Below are 15,807 nucleotides of genomic sequence, written 5' to 3' on the forward strand. Positions count from 1 at the left end.
GGGGCCCCGCAGGGGCAGGGCCAGCGGGCCGGCCCCGACACCGCCGGCCGGGCCTGGGCGTTCGGCCCCGGCCCCGCCCGCCGGGGTGGCCGAGGATCCCACCTGTGCCACCCGCACGGGCGACTCGCGCAACATCCCCGCCGCCCGCGCCGCGACGAGTAGCCCGATTGCCGAAAACGGTGCCCCGAGCAGGCCGGCACCCGCATCACCAAGTGCCGCGGCCACCGGGTACGGCACGCCCAGCCGGCCCAGCACCGCATCATCGGCCGAGCCCACGAGCGCCCGGACCACTGCGACCGTCCCCGGGTCGGTGAGCCGCCGCGGATTCTCCCGCAGCCAGTCGGTGAGCGGCGGCGGCAGCACCGACGGGGTGCGTCCCAGCGCCGCAGTGGACAGCAGCGAGCCGGCGGCCAGGTAGGCCAGCGGCGACGCCAGGGACAGCACCAGCACCGGCGCCAGCACCCCCAGGGTGTGTGCCATCCAGGCGCCCGTACCCCGCAGCACCAGGTCAAGACCGGACTCCAGGCGACCGTACTCCTCGGCGGCCTGCTCGAGGGCCTCGGCCAGCTCGTGGCTCCGTGCGGCAATCGCGTCTATCGCCACGGACGCGCCGAACACGCAGGCGCCGAGATCGTCCGGTTGCCAGCTCGGCGCCGAACCGACGCCCAACGCCCGCACCCGGCCGATTTGCCACTGCCACTGCTCCGCCTCCCGCTGCACCAGGCGCAGCGCCGCCATCTCGGCGAACACGGTGTCGGTGGCGACCTGGATGCTGCCGCCGCCGGACACCGTCAGGGTCCCGTCGTGTCCCCCGGGCGCAGCGCCCGAGCCGGTCACAGCGCTGCCTTCAGCCGGTCGATGGCCTCATCCACGGCCCACAGCGCATCGTCCAGGGCTCGCCAGACCCCGGCCAGGTCAAGGCCCAACTCACCCCGGCGGGTGCCGTACGCCCGTTGGGCCGGCGACCGCCAGGCCCCGCCGGACGCCTGGCCCGCCAGCCGACGCCCCGATTCCTCCACACCGTCCCGCACCCCTCTCAACAGCCGCCGTTGCTCGCGCAGCCGCGCGAGGGTCTCGGCATCCGGCCCATTGCCTGCATCCGGCAGGATGCTGCCACCCAGTGATTCCACCGCGCCTCCTCGGTCCAGACTGTGCGGCCCACCCTGGGCCGGCCCGGTCGTGGCCGCGTGGTCCGCGCTCAACCCGGGGAAAATTTGCCCAGGACCGCGGATGTGGAGGAGGGGAATGTGGAACACAATGGACACATGAATTTCGCGGCGCTCAGTCCAGATGAGTCGACGCCATTCCGGATCATTTTCGTCTGCACCGGCAATATCTGCCGGTCGCCCATGGCCGAGGTGATGCTGCGCGACCTCGTCACGCGCTCCGGACTGGGTCGGCTCATCACGACGAGCTCCGCGGGCACCGGCGACTGGCACGTCGGCGAGCAGGCCGACACCCGCACGATCTCGGCGTTGGCCAAGCGCGGCTACGACGGCAGTCACCACCGGGCCCGCCAATTCGACGCGGGCTGGTTCGACGACCTCGACCTCGTCGTGGTGCTCGACAGGTCGCAGGAACGCATCCTGCGCAATTGGGCGCCGACCGAACGGGACCGCAACAAGGTGCGCCTGCTGCTCAGCTTCGACCGGGATCAGGCCACTCTGCGGGACGTGCCCGACCCCTACTATTCCGACGATGCGCTGTTTGACTCCGTATTAGGCATGATTGAGAGAGCCAATTTTGCGCTCTTCGCGCAGCTCGCACCCGCAATCAGACAGGGAGTCCGATGAGTCCTCTACCCCCGCAGGTCCTCAGTCCACTCGACGGCCGGTATCAAGCCGCCGTCACCGAACTGGGCGAGTACCTGTCTGAGGCCGGACTGAACCGGGCCAGGGTCAAGGTCGAGGTGGAGTGGTTGATCACCCTCACCGACCGCAGCCTGTTCGGATCCACGCCGCTCACCGTCGACCAGAAGTCAGGCCTCCGCGCCCTCGTCACCGACTTCGGTCAGGCCGAGATCGACGAACTGGCCGCCCTCGAGGCCGTCACCCGGCACGACGTCAAGGCCGTGGAGTACCTCGTGCGCCGCCGCCTGGTGCCGCTGGGCCTCGAATCGATCAGCGAACTGACCCACTTCGCCGCCACCAGTGAGGACATCAACAACCTCGCCTACGCCCTCACGGTCTCCGACGCCGTGCGTGAGGTCTGGCTGCCCAAGTTCCGCGCCCTGATCGGCGCCCTCCGCGCCCTGGCCGGCGACTACCGTGCCGACGCCATGCTGGCCCGCACCCACGGCCAGCCCGCCACGCCCACCACCATGGGCAAGGAGCTGGCGGTCTTCGTCTACAGGCTCGAGCGGATCCAGAAGCAGATCGAGGCCAACGAGTACCTCGGCAAGTTCAGCGGCGCCACCGGCACCTTCGCCGCGCACGTCGCCGCGGATCCCGCCGTGGACTGGCCGTCGGTGTCCCGCGAGTTCGTCGAGGGCCTGGGCCTGGGCTGGAACCCGCTGACCACCCAGATCGAGTCGCACGACTGGCAGGCCGAGCTGTACGGCAAGGTGTCGCACGCCAACCGGGTGCTGCACAACCTCGCCACGGATGTCTGGACCTACATCTCGATCGGCTACTTCCGTCAGGTGCCGCAGGCCGGCGCCACCGGATCGTCGACCATGCCGCACAAGATCAACCCGATCCGGTTCGAGAACGCCGAGGCCAACCTCGAACTCTCCAGCGCCCTGCTGGATTCGCTGGCCGCCACCCTGGTCACCTCCAGGCTGCAGCGCGACCTGACCGATTCCACCACCCAGCGCAACATCGGCGTCGGTTTCGGGCACTCGTTGCTCGCACTGGACAACCTGGTGCGGGGCTTGGGCGAGATCGACCTGGACCGCGAGCTGCTCGCCCACGACCTGGACACCAACTGGGAGATCCTCGGCGAGGCCATCCAGACGGTCATCCGCGCCGAGGTCAGCTCCGGGCGCTCCACCATCGCCGACCCGTATGCGCTGCTCAAGGAACTCACCCGCGGCAAGCGGATCAACCGCGCCGACCTGGTCGCGTTCGTGCAGGAACTCGAGATCGGCGACGCCGCCAAGGCCCGCCTGCTCGAGCTGACGCCGGCCGGCTACGTGGGCCTGGCCGACCCGCTGGTGGATTACCTGGGCTGACCGTCCGACGGCCGGGCATCCCGGGGTGCTGCGCCCCGGGATCCCGCCGCACTGTCCGCGCGGCGGCGCGCCCCGCGCCGGCCGATCAGCTTGTTGACTTCGACGAGCAGGAAGATCACCAGGGCAAGGCCCAGCGTGTACACCCACTCGCGTAGGCCGATCGGTGTGGAGCTGAACCATACGTTCATCACCGGCGTGTAAATGAAGACCAGCTGCAGCACGAGCATCGTGCCTACCGAGATCCACACCGACCGATTCCCGCGCAGCACGGCCGGGGTGAGGCTCGACGCGCGCAGGAACCGGCAGTTGAACAGGAACACGAGCTGGCTGAGCACCAGCATCGTCACGGCGGTGGTCTGCGCTACCGCGCGCGGCGACCCGATCGACAGCTCGTAGAAGAACACCCCGATGGTCGCGGCCGTGATCAGCACCGAGACCCAGAGCAGCCTGCCCAGGTATTCGGAGTCGAGCACCGCGCCGCCGGCCGGCCGGGGCCGGCGCAGCATGATGCCGGGTTCGGCGGGTTCGGTGGCCAGGGCGAGCGACAGGGTGACGGCGGTGATCAGGTTCACCCAGAGGATCTGGGTGGGCTGCAGTGGCAGCGCAAAACCGAACAGCACCGCCAGCAGCACCACCAGCGACTGGGCCGCGGTGGTGGGCAGGATGAAGATGATCGATTTCTGCAGGTTGTCCCTGATCCGCCGGCCCTCTTCGACGGCCTTCTGGATGGTGGCGAAGTTGTCGTCGGCCAGCACGATGTCGGCGGCCTCCTTGGTGGCCTCCGTGCCCTTGATGCCCATCGCCACGCCCACATCCGCCCGGCGCAGTGCCGGGGCGTCGTTGACGCCGTCACCGGTCATCGCGACGACCTCACCGTGCGATTGCAGCGCCTTCACGATGCGCAACTTGTGCTCAGGGCTGGTGCGGGCGAACACGTCGACGTCGCGCACCACCCGTGCCAGCCGGTCCTGGGAGAGTTTCTGCAGCTCGCCACCGGTGAGCACCCGGGGTTCACCGGTCACGATGCCCATCTCCCTGGCGATCGCGACGGCCGTGCCGTGGTGGTCGCCGGTGATCATCTTCACCCGGATGCCGGCGGCGTGCATGATCCCGATCGCCGCGATCGCCTCCGGCCGGGGCGGATCCACGATGCCGACCACGCCGAGGAACAGCAGGCCGTCCTCGACATCGCCCAGGTGCAGGGCGCTCAGGTCGGCCGGGGCGTCGCCGACGGCCGCGCCGAGGACTCGCAGCCCGGTGGAGCTGAGCTCGTCGACCTGCTGCTCCCAGAAGGCCTCGTCGAGGGGTTCCGGCAGCCCCGCGGCATCCAGCTGCCTGCTGCACCGCTCGAGCAGCCGGGCCGGTGCGCCCTTGACCAGGATGCGTGCGGGCTCGTCGTGCCACCGGTTGAGGGTGGCCATGAACTTGTTGGCCGACTCGAACGGGATCACGGCCAGCCGATCGAAGCCCGCCGGGTCGAAACCGGCCTTGTGCCCGAGGGTGCGGAGCGCCCCCTCGGTCGGTTCGCCGACCACCCGCCAGACGCCGTCGTCGGCGCTGACCCTGGCGTCGTTGCAGACGGCCATGACCTCCACCAGCCGGGCCAGGTCGTCCTGGTCGGCCACGGTCACGGGCCGGCCGTCCCTGAGGACCGCGCCGTCGGGCTCGTAGCCGATCCCCAGCACCTCGTACCGGGCCGCACCGGTGATCACGGTGCGTACCGTCATCTCGTTGCGGGTGAGGGTGCCGGTCTTGTCGGTGCACACCGTGGTCACCGACCCGAGGGTCTCCACGGCGGTGAGCTTCCGCACGATGGCGTTGTGGGTGGCCATCTGCCGCACGCCGAGGGCCAGCGTGATGGTGACGAGTGCCGGCAGCCCCTCCGGCACCGCCGCCACCGCGAAGCCGATGGTGGCGGCGAAGAGGTCGGCAAAGCCGCGGTCGTGCACCAGCCGGCCGATCACGAGCATCAGCCCGGACACGGCGAGGATGCCCAGCGAGATACGGGTGCTGAAGACATCCAGTTGCCGGGTCAACGGGGTGGCCAGGGCTTCGGTGTCGGTGACCAGGGTCTGGATGCGGCCGATCTCGGTGTCCGATCCGGTGCCGGTCACCACGCCCCGGCCGCTGCCCGCCGCCACGATGGTGCCGGAGAAGAGCATGCAGTGCCGGTCCCCGACGCCGGCATCCGCCGCGACGGCGGCGACGTCCTTGCCGGCCGGCACGGATTCGCCGGTCAGCGCGGACTCCTCGACCCTGAGATTGGTGCCCTCGATCAGACGCAGGTCGGCGGGCACCTTGTCGCCGGACTTCACCCGCACGATGTCGCCGGGCACCAGGGTCGCGGCGTCGGTGTTCACCCAGTGTCCGCCGCGGCGGGCCTTCGCGTTCAGCGACAGCATCCGGCGGATCCCGTCGAGCGCCTTCTCCGCCCGGCCCTCCTGCAGGAACCCGATCACCGCGTTGATCACGGCCACCGCGAGGATCACCGACGCGTCCACCCAGTCGCCGAACACCATCGTGAGCACTGCGGAGCCGAGCAGCACGTAGATGAGCACGTCGTTGAAGTGGCCGAGGAAGCGAAGCACCGGGTTCTTCTTCGCCACGACGGGCAGGGCGTTGGGGCCGAACCGGACCAGCCGTGCGGCGGCCTCGGCCTCGTCGAGACCGTGCCGGCTGGTGTGCAGGTCGGCGCACACGGCCTCGACGGTGCGGGCATAGGGCCGGTCTGGACTCGCCGGGGCGGGGCCGGCCAAGCCGTCTGTGGTCATGGCTGCCCCGTCAGGGGAGGAAACGCCGGGAAGCGGACCACAATGGGTCCATTAAAGCACCCTGCGGGCGGCGGAGGAGGCTAGAGGCCCGGGGTCTCGCCGGTCTTGTTCTGCTCGTCGAGGTCGCTTTTCTCGGCCGCGTCGGGCTTCATACCCAGCGCGAGCATCGCGATGACGACCAAGGCCACGATGAAGGTGATGCCCAGGGCGATCGACGACAGCGCCCAGTTGCGGGTGGCCAGCAGGATGGTGAGCCCGACGAAGAGCCCCATTCCGGCGGAGATGGCGACCAGCTCGACGGGCTTGAGGATCTCGGACCGGCTGGGCTTGTGTGGGCTGTTCTGGGTCACGGGGTGTCCGAATCTGTGGAGGAGGAGGCCAGGTCGCGCGGCGCATCCGCGTGCGCAGAAGAAAGGGAGACGCCGGCGATGACCAGGTAGACGCCGATGATCACCAGGTAGGCGCCGAGCAGCCCGACCGCGACGACGGCGTGCGGCGGCAGCAACAGGAACACCAGCGCGAGCACCGCGGTGAGAGAACCGACGACCAGCCAGTCGCGGGTGACCTGGCCACGTCCGCGGACGCGGATGCCCGTGTACAGCTCGAGAGCGCCAGTGACCGCAGCCCACACCGAGACGATGTAGAGGAAGAAGCCCAGCCCGCCGGCGGGCATGGCCAGCGCGAGCACGCCGGCGAGCACACCGACCGCGCCCTGGATGGCGAAAATGTTGCGGTCGCGGGGGTCGGTGACGGTCTTCCAGCTGAGCAGCCCGGTGATCAGGCCGCTGACCAGCGCGAAGGCGCCGAACACGATGAGCCCGAAACCGGCGGAGTGGTCGGCGTTGAACGTGATCACGGCCGCCGGCACGAAGGCCACGATGGCGCGCGTTATGGGCACGGTCCAGTACCGGGTACCGATGACGGCTGCTGCCGGGGCATGCGCCACGCGGGCACCTCTTTCGTCGCAGGGAGTCCTGCCAGTCTACGCGGCGCATTCGGCCGGGTTCGGTGCCCGGGCGTAGCGGGCGCCGGCATCCGCGACTACCGTCGGACGGGACAGGGGGTCCAACGGTGGTCACTTCGAACGTACCGGCCGGCAGCGTGCGGGTCAGCCCTAGGGAAGACGCGGCCTCGTTGGCGGACCTGCTGGCCCGGGCGCCGGCCGAGGTGCCCGGTTTCCTCACCGGTCGCTCCGGCCTGCCGGGCCCGCGGGCCAACCTCCCGCTCGCCGATGCGTTCGCCGGTACGGCGCCGGCCGAACTGATCTGGAGCCTGGTCGATTCGGCCGACGAGTATCTGGCATTCTGCGGCACCGAGGGGCTCGGACGGCTCGCGGTCTCCCCCGACGAGCGGCCCGCTGCCCTCACGGCGCTTCGTCGGGCCGCCGCCGACGAGCGCTGGCGGGTACGGGAGGGCGCCGCGCGGGCGCTGCAGCTGATCGGGGACGCCGACCCGGCCCTGATGCACGCCGTCGTGGAGGCCTGGTCGGAGTCCATGGACGCCTGGCTGGCGCGCGCCGCCGTGGCCGCGATCTGTGAGCCACGGCTGTTGGCCGATGACGACGCCCAGGCGCTGGCACTGCGGGTCTGCGACCGGGCCACGGCCCTGCTGCTTCGCGGCGAACCGAACCCGAACGACCCTGTGCGCGCCCGCGAGGCGCACCGGGTGCTGCGCCAGGCCCTGGGCTACGGCTGGAGCGTGGCGATCGCCGCGAGCCCGGCGGCGGGCCTCACCGCTTTCCGCGCGCTGACCGCCAGCGACGACCCGGATGCCCGCTGGATCGTGCGGTCGAACCACGCCAAGGCGCGGCTGCGGTCGGTGCTCGCCGATCGCAACCTTTGGGGAACCCTCGGCTGAACCGCGCTCTGTACTCCGAGGCACTGAGTCGCCCCGCCTTGCAGTGTCGAAGGGACGCAGCCCGGTTCAGAGGGCGTTGACGGCGCCGAGCACCTTGGTGAGCGAGTCCTTGGCGTCACCGAACAGCAGCGTGGTCTTCGGGTCGAAGAGCAGCTCGTTCTCGATGCCGGCGAAGCCCGGGCGCATCGACCGCTTGAGGAAGACGATCTGGCGGCCCTCTTCGACCTCGAGGATCGGCATCCCGTAGATCGGCGCGCCCGGCGAGGTCTTCGCGGCCGGGTTGACGACATCGTTCGCGCCGACCACGAGCACCACATCGGTGTTCTTGAACTCGGGGTTGACCTCGGCCATCTCTTTGAGCGACTCGTAGGGCACGTTGGCCTCGGCGAGCAGCACGTTCATGTGTCCGGGCATCCGCCCGGCGACGGGATGGATCGCGAAGGCCACGTCGACGCCGCGCGCCTCGAGGGTCGTGGCGAGCTCGGCGATGGTGTGCTGACCCTGGGCCACGGCCAGGCCGTAGCCGGGCACGATCACCACACGCTGCGCGTAGGCGAGCATCACGGCGACGTCCTCGGGGTTCGAGGAGCGCACCGGGCGGTCGCTCTGCGTTGTGGAGCCGGCGGTCGAGCCGCCGCGGAAAGCGCCGAACATGATGCCGCTGACGCCGCGCCCCATGGCGGAGGCCATGGCTCGGGTGAGGATGGTACCGCTGGCACCGACCAGGGTGCCGGCGACCACGAGCAGCACGTTGTCCAGCACCACACCGGATGCCGCGACCGCGAGTCCGGTGAAGGCGTTGAGCAGCGAGATGACGATGGGCACATCGGCGCCGCCGACGGGCAACACGAGCAGCAGGCCGACGACCAGGCCGAGTACCAGGAGCAGCAGCGCCCAGCCGGTGGACCCCGTCGCCACGACGAGCCCGCCGATGACGAGGGCTGCCACGACCGCGAGGGTCATGACCCACTTCATGCCGGGGAACACCACCGGGCGGGTGGTGATCAGTTCCTGCAGCTTGGCCACGGTGATCGCGGAACCGGCGAACGAGACCGCGCCGACGAGCATGGTGAAGACCACCGCCACGAGCACCCAGGGGCCTTCACTGTGACCGAGTTCGAGCATCGCGACCAGCGCCGCGGCGCCGCCGCCGACGCCGTTGAACAGTGCCACCAGTTGGGGCATCTGAGTCATCTGCACCCGACGGGAGATGGGCGCCGCGATCGCGGATCCCACCGCGATCGCCAGCAGGATCAGCGGGATGTTGTCGAGCTTGGCCGACAGGAACACCGTGATCACGGCGAGGGTGGCGCCGGCGGCGCCGATCAGATTGCCGCGGCGGGCGGTGCGGGGCGAGCTCAGGCCCTTGAGGGCGAGGATGAAGCAGACGGCCGCGGCCAGGTAGAGCAGTGCGGTCCACTCGGCGGACAGGAGGCTCATTTGGTGGTGTCCTTCGGGGTGGCGGCGGGCTTCCGGCCGCGGAACATGCCCAGCATCCGGTCGGTGACGACGAAACCGCCGACGAGATTGGCGGTGGCGAGGGCGACGGCGAGTAGGGCCACGAATATCAGCCACGGGTCGTCCAGCTGGCCGGCGACGATGATCGCGCCGATCAGGATGATGCCGTGGATGGCGTTGGCGCCGCTCATCAGGGGGGTGTGCAGGGTGCTGGACACCTTGGAGACCACCTCGAAGCCGACGAAGACGGTCAACACGATGACCGTGAGCAGAGTGATCGGATCCATCAGTTCTTTCCTTCCAGCGCGGCAGCGGTCGGTGCGTGCCGCACCTCGCCGCCGGTGGTGAGACAGGCTCCGGCGATGACCTCGTCGGTGAAGTCGGGTACGACCTGGCCGTCATGAATCATCAGCGCGAGCAGGTTGGCGACGTTCTTGGCGTACAGCCGCGATGCGTCGGAGGCCATCGCGGAGGCGGCGTCCTGCATGCCGACGAGGGTGACGAAGCCGTCACCGGCCGCGGTGGGCACCAGCTGGTCGACGCCGGGGAGTACGCCCTCTACGTTGCCGCCGGTTTCGGCGGCGAGGTCGATGACCACGGAACCGGCGGGCATGGCCGCGACCATCTCCCGGGTCACCAACAGCGGGGCCGGCCGGCCGGGGATCGCGGCGGTGGTGATGAGCACATCCGCCTTGGCCACGTGTGGGGCCAGCAGTTCGCGCTGGCGCACGGCGCGGTCCTCGGCCAGTTCGCTGGCGTAACCGCCGGTGCCTTCGACGGCGGCCAGGTCGAGGGTGATGAAGGTGCCGCCCATCGAGGTGACCTCGTCGGCCGACGCCGGCCGCACGTCATAGGCGGAGACCCTGGCGCCGAGGCGCTTGGCGGTGCCGATGGCCTGCAGTCCGGCGACGCCGGCGCCGAGTACGAGCGCCCGGGCCGGCGGAATGGTGCCGGCCGCGGTCATGTAGAGCGGGAAGAACCGGGGGAACCGGATGGTGGCTTCGAGCACGGCCCGGTAGCCGGCGACCAGGGCCTGCGAGGTGAGCGCGTCCATCGACTGGGCCCGGGAGATACGTGGCACCAGTTCGAGCGCGAACGATGTGACCTGTGCGGCGGCCAGGGCTGCCACCGTGGGCAGTTCGGACGCCGGCGACGCCAGACCCACCGTGATGACTCCGGCCGGTAGCGTGGCGGCCAGCTGGGGACTCAGCGGACGCACGTGGCAGAGCACATCGAACGCGGTGGCGTCGAAGTCCGCGACCAGCTGCGCGCCGGCCTTCTCATAGGCGGCGTCGGAGTAGCCCGATGCCAGTCCGGCGCCGGCTTCGACGGTGACGTCGACACCCAGCGCGGTGAGTTGGGTCACCGTTTCCGGTGTTGCTGCGACGCGTTTTTCGCCCTCTCGGCGTTCACGCCCTATGCCAACCTTCACGAGTAACCACTCCTTTGACGCATCTGCCACCTGACGAGCGAAACGGGGTCGTTCGCGCGTCCCAGGGCGATCTCACTCCGTAGCGTACCGTCGGGTTTTGCCGGCCCGGGGCGTTTTTCAGGGCCGAAAGACCCTGCCCGGGTGGCCAAGAGCACCCTCGACCTCGTAGGCTGAAGGATTGCCCGGGCCGCCGTAGTGGCGCCCACCCCGTACGAATTGCCTGATCTTCCCGCACTGCCGCCGGCATCCACACCCGAGCAGCGCCCGGCTAAACGGATGCCCCAACCCGATTGGTTGTCCGTTATCAGCTCCACTGAACCTGCCGACGTGGCGGGCGCTCCCAGCGCCGCCCCGTCCCCGTCAGCCCCGCAAACAGCAGCCGCCTCGACCAGCCGGCCCCGACGTTTCGGGGTGCACGTGCCGGCCCCGCGGATCTTCTATCCGGCGTTGGGCATCATCGTGGCCGTCGTCCTGGTCAGCATCTTCTTCCCGGTGCGCACCGGCGCCGTCCTCGCGCAATTGCAGACCCTGGTGGTGGCCGGCCTCGGGCCGTATTACCTCGTGCTGGTGGCCTTCTTCGTCATCTTCGCACTGTGGATGGGGCTGAGCCGGTTCGGTGACATCAAGCTCGGCCAGGACGACGACAAGCCGGAATTCGGGCTGATGTCCTGGTTCTCGATGCTCTTCGCCGCGGGCATGGGCATCGGCCTGGTGTTCTGGGGTGCCGCCGAGCCGCTCACCTACTTCCTGGAGCCCAAGCCGGGCGTGCACGGCAGCCGCCCGGAACTTGCGGCCGCAGCCATGTCCCAGACCTTCCTGCACTGGGGCTTCCACGCCTGGGCGGTGTACGCCGTGGTCGGCCTGTCCCTCGCCTATGCCATTCACCGCAAGGGACGGCCGGTCTCGATCCGTTGGGCCCTGGAACCGCTGCTCGGCGACAAGGTGAAGGGTCGCCTCGGCGATGCCATCGACGTCACCGCGATCGTGGGCACCCTGTTCGGTGTGGCCACGTCGCTCGGGCTCGGTGTCAAGCAGATCGCTGCGGGGCTGCGCCACCTGGGCGTCGTCGATTCCGTGAGCAACACCCTGCTGGTGGTCCTGATCGTGATCATCACCCTCATCGCCATCGCCAGCGTCGTCAGCGGCGTCGGCAAGGGCATCAAGTGGCTGTCGAACATCAACCTCGGCGCGGCCGCGCTCTTCCTGGTCGCCGTCCTGCTGCTCGGCCCCACGATGTACCTGCTGCGGGTCTTCGTGGAGTCCCTCGGCGGCTACTTGCAGAACATCGTCGGACTCACCTTCGACGCCAGCGCCTTCACCGGACAGGCGGGTCTGGACTGGCAGGGCAGCTGGACGGTCTTCTACTGGGGCTGGTGGATTTCCTGGGCGCCGTTCGTCGGTGTCTTCATCGCCCGGATCTCCCGTGGCCGCACCGTGCGCGAGTTCGTCGCCGGCGTTCTCCTGGTGCCGACCCTTGTCACGTTCCTCTGGTTCGCCGTGATGGGTGGCAGCGTTATCAAGCAGGTGTGGGAGGACCCCGCGGCCCTGGTCGACCCCGAGGTGGGGATCGTGCCGGAGAACGTGCTCTTCGACTTCCTCGCCGCGCTTCCGTTCGGGCCGGTGCTGGCGGTGCTGGCTGTCGCGATCGTCGCGATCTTCTTCATCACCTCGGCCGATTCCGGCTCCCTCGTGATCGATATACTCGCCTCCGGTGGCGAGACTGATCCGCCCAAGTGGAGCCGTATCCTGTGGGCCAGCCTGGTCGGCGTCGTCGCGATCGCTCTCCTGCTCGCCGGTGGCCTGTCCGCGCTGCAGACCGGCGCCATCCTCACCGCCATCCCGGTGAGCGTGGTGATGATCGGCATGTGTATCGCCACCTATCGGGCCTTCAGGGCCGAACACCAGGTGCTCGTGCAGGTCGAACGCCGGGTCCGCCGGGAGGAAATGGCCCGCCGGATCAGCCAGAGCGTCACCAACCATCTGGAGAACAACTTCGACGACCACTTCGGCGACCAGATGGACGGCCGCATCAGCGCCGCGATCACGGATGCCGCCGGCAACGTCTCCATCCAGACGCGGGAACGACGTGCTTTCTGGCCACGCCGACCGCGCGGCCAGACCCCTCTGGTCGACCGCCCCGACCTGGGCGATTTCACCCCGGAGGAGATCGGAGAGATGCAGGACCTGGGCGATCTGATGCCTCAGGACCCGCAGCCCACTGCGGACACGTCGTCGGCGCACCCGTCGGCGGCAGACCACGCCGAACCCGACGCCGTGACGCCGGATGCCGCTCTCGCGCCGGACGCCGACCCGGAGGACCCGCGCACGTCGTGAGCCGTCTGGCGAACCGGGCCGGCCGGGCCTGATGCGCCGCACACCGAAAGGGCCTGACAGGCGAGGCCATCCCCGCTGTCAGGCCTTTATCGACGGTTGCCGAAGCGGGCCAGTGGCTCGCTGAGGCAAGTCACGTGGGCACAGAGTCGAGGCTCGGTACCTACGACACGTGAGCACACACCCCCCAAACGCGACAGACTGAGGACGTGACCCGTCTTTCGTTCGATCCGTCCAGACTCGGTCGCGGGCTCGCATTCGCCTCGGCGATCGATGATCTGAGTGCTGCGCTTGATCGGAGCCGCACCGTGGTCGTCAGCGCGCCGCCGGGCACGGGAAAGACCACACTCGTGCCGCCCATCCTCGCCGATCGGGTTCCGGGTCGTGTGATCGTCACTCAGCCACGCCGGGTCGCTGCCCGCGCTGCCGCCCGACGACTCGCGCAGTTGGACGGATCCTCTCTCGGCTCTCGCGTCGGATACACCGTCCGTGGCGAACGCCAGGTGAGTCCATCCACCCTGATCGAGTTCGTTACCGCCGGCGTGCTCCTGCGCCGACTGCTCGATGACCCTGGTCTCGACGGGATCGATGCGGTCATCATCGACGAAGTGCACGAACGGGCTTTGGAGACGGACCTGCTGATCGGGCTACTCGGCGAGGTCCGCGAGCTGCGCGACGACCTCGTCCTCATCGCGATGTCCGCGACCCTCGACGCCGAGAGGTTCGCGTCAATTCTCGGTACGGATGCGGGCCCGGCCCCGATCGTGACCCAGAGCGCACCGGCCCATCCGCTCGAGGTGCGCTGGGCGCCCTCTCCCACCCCTCGACTGGATGAGCGGGGGGTCACCTGGGCTTTCCTCGACCACGTCGCGAGCACCGCGGTTGCCGCACACCGCACCCTCGTGCGCACCGATCCGGCCGCCGATGCTCTCGTCTTCGCGCCGGGTGCGCGTGAGGTCTCCGAGATCGCCGGACGCATCCGTGGTCTCGCCGCGGAGTTCGACGTGCGGGAACTGCACGGCCAGATCCCCGCCGCGGAGCAGGATACGGTGGTCAGTGGGCGGAGCCCCGATGCTGCGGCACGGATCATCGTCACGACGTCACTGGCCGAATCCTCTCTGACCGTGCCCGGCGTACGCCTGGTCGTCGACACCTGCCTGTCTCGTGCTCCGCAGCGGGATGCTGCGCGCGGCATGAGCGGTCTCGTCACCGGCCCGACGCCCAAGGCCTCCGCCATCCAGCGCTCGGGGCGCGCCACCCGGCAGGGGCCTGGCGTCGTGGTCCGCTGCGTCGACGAGCGCACCTTCGCCACGGCGCCGTCGCACGCCGCCCCTGAGATCCAGGCGGCAGATCTCACCGATGCAGCCCTGCTCCTCGCCTGCTGGGGCGCCCCAAGTGGCGTGGGCCTGCGGCTGCTCGATCCGCTCCCGTCTGGCAGCCTGGACGAGGCCCTCGCCGCGCTGCGTGGGCTCGGCGCGATCGATGCCGATGGCCGCGCCACCGACGAAGGCCGAGCGCTCGCCCGCGTCCCGACAGCTCCGCGCCTCGCCCGCGCACTGCGCGCCGGGAGTGACCTGGTCGGCGGGCGCACAGCGGCCGAGGTCATCGCGCTGCTCACAGGTGACCTCCGCGTTCACGACGGAGACGCCCAGGCCACTCTCAACGCGCTGCGCACTGGACGAAGCCCGGATGCCCGCCGATGGGAGCAGGATGTCCGCCGTCTCGAGCGCTTCGCCGGGGCGATTGACACGGCGCGAGGAGGCGCTGATCAGACCGGACTGATCATCGCGCTCGCCTTTCCCGAGTGGATCGCCCGCCGCGTCGATCAATCGCCCAACGGCGCAACCTTTCTTCTCGCCTCCGGCACCCGTGCCGGGATCACCGGTCAGCTCGCGAGTGCCGACTGGTTGGCGGTGGCGGACGTCACTCGGGCAGAGGGACGAGCGGCCGCAGGAACCGGAGCACTCATCCGCTCTGCCGCCGTCATCTCCGAGAACCAGGCGGAGCAGGTGGCGCCCCATCTCTGCACAGACCGGGTCGAAGCACGGTTCGTGGACGGGCGCGTCGTGGCCCGCCGCGAACGTCGGATCGGTGCGATCATTCGTTCGTCCTTGCCGGTGCGCGTACCGGCGGACGATGGCGGACGGGATGCCGTCCGCCGTGCCGTCACAGCGCACGGCCTCGGAGTGTTCATCTGGTCAGACGCCGCGGACGCTCTGCGGCGTCGCCTCGCGCTGCTGTATCGCGAGCTCGGATCGCCCTGGCCGGATGTCTCAGACACCGTTCTGCTCGCTACGCTCGATGCCTGGCTCGGCCCCGAGCTGTCAGACCTGGCCGCCGGCACTCCGGCCGCGCGCATCGACCTTGCCCCTGCACTCCGCCGTACCCTGCCCTGGCCCGCCGCGGTCGACCTTGACGCTCTGGTTCCGGAGCGCTTCCGGGTTCCCAGCGGTTCGCATGTCCGTCTCAGCTACCCACCCGCCGATGATTCGTCGGCTCGTCCCGTTGTGGCTGTGAAACTCCAGGAGTGCTTCGGATGGGCAGAGACCCCACGAATCGTCGGAGGACGAGTGCCGGTGTTGTTCCACTTGCTTTCCCCCGCCGGGCATCCCCTTGCCGTGACCGACGACCTCGCATCCTTCTGGGCAGGTCCGTACTCGCAGGTGCGAGCGGAGATGCGCGGACGCTACCCGAAGCACCCTTGGCCGGAGGACCCCTGGTCCGCCGTACCCACCCGGCACACCACGCGCCGCGCTGCCCTGGGCTAGGGCCGCGACACACCCTGC

The 15,807-nt window shown here is 69.8% G+C and carries 13 protein-coding genes; 5 read left to right on the forward strand and 8 right to left on the reverse strand.

Going from position 1 to position 15,807, the window contains the following annotated elements; all coding sequences use genetic code 11:
• Both C3B61_RS07265 and C3B61_RS07270 read right to left on the reverse strand, forming a co-directional pair.
• The coding region (locus tag C3B61_RS07265) for a hypothetical protein (protein WP_198416832.1) at positions 1–837 on the reverse strand (837 nt) is incomplete at its 3' end.
• Positions 834–1,130, reverse strand: a complete 297-nt coding sequence (locus C3B61_RS07270; RefSeq protein ID WP_133159761.1) for a hypothetical protein — start codon at positions 1,128–1,130, stop codon at positions 834–836. The genes C3B61_RS07270 and C3B61_RS07265, both read right to left, overlap by 4 nt.
• Before the next feature lie 135 nt (positions 1,131–1,265).
• Here C3B61_RS07270 and C3B61_RS07275 point away from each other — a divergent pair, with 135 nt between their 5' ends.
• Positions 1,266–1,793 (forward strand): low molecular weight protein-tyrosine-phosphatase, encoded by a 528-nt coding sequence (locus C3B61_RS07275; RefSeq protein WP_088457753.1) that lies wholly within the window; start codon positions 1,266–1,268, stop codon positions 1,791–1,793.
• A complete protein-coding gene (gene purB / locus C3B61_RS07280) occupies positions 1,790–3,172 on the forward strand; it encodes an adenylosuccinate lyase (RefSeq protein ID WP_088457754.1) in 1,383 nt (460 codons plus the stop codon). Before C3B61_RS07275 ends, purB begins: the two co-directional genes overlap by 4 nt.
• On the opposite strand, the gene C3B61_RS07285 is transcribed toward purB, so the two are convergent.
• From C3B61_RS07285 to C3B61_RS07295, 3 genes are all read right to left on the reverse strand, one after another.
• The gene (locus C3B61_RS07285) at positions 3,160–5,943 is read right to left on the reverse strand and encodes a cation-translocating P-type ATPase (RefSeq protein WP_103460051.1); all 2,784 of its coding nucleotides are present in this window, start codon (positions 5,941–5,943) and stop codon (positions 3,160–3,162) included. The genes purB and C3B61_RS07285 overlap by 13 nt on opposite strands.
• 80 nt (positions 5,944–6,023) lie before the next feature.
• A complete protein-coding gene (locus C3B61_RS07290) occupies positions 6,024–6,293 on the reverse strand; it encodes a hypothetical protein (protein WP_103460052.1) in 270 nt (89 codons plus the stop codon).
• On the reverse strand, positions 6,290–6,889 hold the full coding sequence (locus tag C3B61_RS07295; protein WP_174776341.1) for an HdeD family acid-resistance protein: 600 nt from the start codon (positions 6,887–6,889) through the stop codon (positions 6,290–6,292). The genes C3B61_RS07290 and C3B61_RS07295 overlap by 4 nt, the downstream gene beginning before the upstream one ends.
• 125 nt (positions 6,890–7,014) lie before the next feature.
• On the opposite strand from C3B61_RS07295, the gene C3B61_RS07300 reads away from it, so the two are divergent.
• Complete coding sequence (locus C3B61_RS07300; protein WP_208858783.1) at positions 7,015–7,800, forward strand: HEAT repeat domain-containing protein; 786 nt, start codon at positions 7,015–7,017, stop codon at positions 7,798–7,800.
• A 66-nt stretch (positions 7,801–7,866) separates the two neighbouring features.
• On the opposite strand, the gene C3B61_RS07305 is transcribed toward C3B61_RS07300, so the two are convergent.
• The 3 genes from C3B61_RS07305 to C3B61_RS07315 are packed head-to-tail and all read right to left on the reverse strand — an operon-like array spanning position 7,867 to position 10,690.
• Positions 7,867–9,240 (reverse strand): NAD(P)(+) transhydrogenase (Re/Si-specific) subunit beta, encoded by a 1,374-nt coding sequence (locus C3B61_RS07305; protein WP_088457758.1) that lies wholly within the window; start codon positions 9,238–9,240, stop codon positions 7,867–7,869.
• Complete coding sequence (locus tag C3B61_RS07310; protein ID WP_103460053.1) at positions 9,237–9,545, reverse strand: NAD(P) transhydrogenase subunit alpha part 2; 309 nt, start codon at positions 9,543–9,545, stop codon at positions 9,237–9,239. Before C3B61_RS07310 ends, C3B61_RS07305 begins: the two co-directional genes overlap by 4 nt.
• The gene (locus C3B61_RS07315) at positions 9,545–10,690 is read right to left on the reverse strand and encodes an NAD(P) transhydrogenase subunit alpha (RefSeq protein ID WP_103460054.1); all 1,146 of its coding nucleotides are present in this window, start codon (positions 10,688–10,690) and stop codon (positions 9,545–9,547) included. Before C3B61_RS07315 ends, C3B61_RS07310 begins: the two co-directional genes overlap by 1 nt.
• Before the next feature lie 327 nt (positions 10,691–11,017).
• Between C3B61_RS07315 and C3B61_RS07320 the strand changes: the two genes are divergently transcribed.
• Both C3B61_RS07320 and hrpB read left to right on the forward strand, forming a co-directional pair.
• Positions 11,018–13,024, forward strand: a complete 2,007-nt coding sequence (locus C3B61_RS07320) for a BCCT family transporter (RefSeq protein WP_244285866.1) — start codon at positions 11,018–11,020, stop codon at positions 13,022–13,024.
• 206 nt (positions 13,025–13,230) lie between these two features.
• Entirely contained in the window at positions 13,231–15,789 is a 2,559-nt protein-coding gene (hrpB, locus tag C3B61_RS07325; RefSeq protein ID WP_103460055.1) for an ATP-dependent helicase HrpB, read from the forward strand.
• Positions 15,790–15,807: the final 18 nt, after the last annotated feature.

It is taken from the genome of Cryobacterium zongtaii, assembly GCF_002909375.1.
In the GTDB taxonomy this organism is placed as follows: domain Bacteria; phylum Actinomycetota; class Actinomycetes; order Actinomycetales; family Microbacteriaceae; genus Cryobacterium; species Cryobacterium zongtaii.